The following is a 1,468-nucleotide window of genomic DNA, read 5'->3' on the forward strand; positions in this document are numbered from 1 at the left end:
GCTCATCCCCAAATCCGGGGGCATTAATCAAGAACACAAAACTTTAACCCTTAACCTATAATTTTCAAAATTTCTAAACCCATAAGCACGTCGTTGAATCAGCTTCATCTTGCGATGGAATCCTTCCGTAATGCCGTTGTTTTTAGTAAACCGCCACATTCTAACCACTTCTTCCCGCCATTGATATAATGTTTTACCTAGAGTTTTTAGTGAGTCGAAAGGACTTTCCTTCAGATCGTCAACGAGTTTAAGAAAGAGAGGGATTAAACGCGTACATGTAATGCTCCCCAATTAAACCGGTCCACTAGTTATTAGCAATAACAACTAGAAAGGACTAGTAACATGACTATGTCAACTACTATTGAAGCCCCAGAAATTATTCATTCAACGTACAAGAAAAGACGCTGGACGCCCTTTGAAAAGCACCAAATAGTTCAAGAAACCTATCATCCTGGTGTAACTGTGTCGTATGTAGCTCGAAAACATGGTATACAGCCCAGTCAATTATTTTTATGGCGTAAGATAGCGGAGCATGGTGCCATGACCGGTATAAAAAAAGAAGAAAATGTCGTTCCTCAAAGTGAATTGGATTCATTAAAAAAGCATATTAAAAAGTTAGAGCGCGTTTTGGGACAAAAAACCTTAGAGAATGAGATTCTAAAAGAGGCTGTTAAGCTTGGGCGTGAAAAAAAACTCATCTCGCGACAACCCTTGCAAGGGCTGGAAGATTTCGAGTAAGGACCATTGCTCGTAGTTTAAATGTTTCCCGTTCTAATCTAACAGAAAGGCTTAATACCATGGAAAAAAGAGCAAAAACGTATAGAAAATTAGAAGATGAAAAATTATTGCCTGCTATCTTAGCCATTACTGACCGGCGCAATAGCTATGGGTACCGAAGAGTAACCGCTTTACTTAACCAACAATTAATGCTTAAACAAGAACCTAAAGTAAATCATAAGCGGATTTACCGTATTATGAAACAAAATCATTTATTGCTACCAGCTTATGGTAAAAAACCAACGCGTACGCATGAGGGTAAAATTATTACACTTAAAAGTAACCTGCGTTGGTGTTCTGATTGTTTTACAGTTCAATGCACAAATGGGGAGAGAGTCTTCGTGGCTTTTGCCCTAGATACCTGTGACCGAGAAATTTTAAGTTATATTTCTTCTACTATTGGCATTGATGGTGCAGCAATACGCGATTTAATGCTTGAGGCGGTTGAATATCGTTTTGGAAAAGTTAATGCTTTACCTCATAAAATCCAATGGCTGAGTGATAATGGCCCCTGTTACCTCGCAAAAGATACGATAGCATTTGCTAGAACTTTGGGGTTCGAAGTTTGTACTACCGCTCCTTACAGCCCAGAATCAAACGACGTGCTTATGGGTTTAGAAATTTTGAAAATTATAGGTTAAGGGTTAAAGTTTTGTGTTCTTGATTAATGCCCCCGGATTTGGGGATGAGC

General features: G+C 38.8%; 1 protein-coding gene and 3 pseudogenes. 3 read left to right on the plus strand and 1 reads right to left on the minus strand.

Annotated elements, in window-relative coordinates; genetic code table 11:
• Positions 1–27: 27 nt before the first annotated feature.
• Positions 28–276 (minus strand): annotated as a pseudogene (locus tag T345_RS14875) (transposase); the annotation flags it as partial.
• Between the two features lie 66 nt (positions 277–342).
• On the opposite strand from T345_RS14875, the gene T345_RS0110760 reads away from it, so the two are divergent.
• The 3 genes and pseudogenes from T345_RS0110760 to T345_RS15465 form a co-directional block, all read left to right on the plus strand.
• Complete coding sequence (locus T345_RS0110760; protein WP_028389339.1) at positions 343–738, plus strand: transposase; 396 nt, start codon at positions 343–345, stop codon at positions 736–738.
• A 59-nt stretch (positions 739–797) separates the two neighbouring features.
• Positions 798–1,355: pseudogene (locus T345_RS14220) on the plus strand (IS3 family transposase); the annotation flags it as partial.
• Between the two features lie 14 nt (positions 1,356–1,369).
• Positions 1,370–1,441, plus strand: a pseudogene (locus T345_RS15465) (transposase); the annotation flags it as partial.
• Positions 1,442–1,468 lie beyond the last annotated feature (27 nt).

It is taken from the genome of Legionella fairfieldensis ATCC 49588 (assembly GCF_000621525.1).
Lineage (GTDB): Bacteria > Pseudomonadota > Gammaproteobacteria > Legionellales > Legionellaceae > Tatlockia > Tatlockia fairfieldensis.

What these genes read in the sequence shown, in the direction of transcription:
- T345_RS0110760 (WP_028389339.1), top strand. Translation starts at nt 343, where the DNA reads ATGACTATGTCAACTACTATTGAAGCCCCAGAAATTATTCATTCAACG.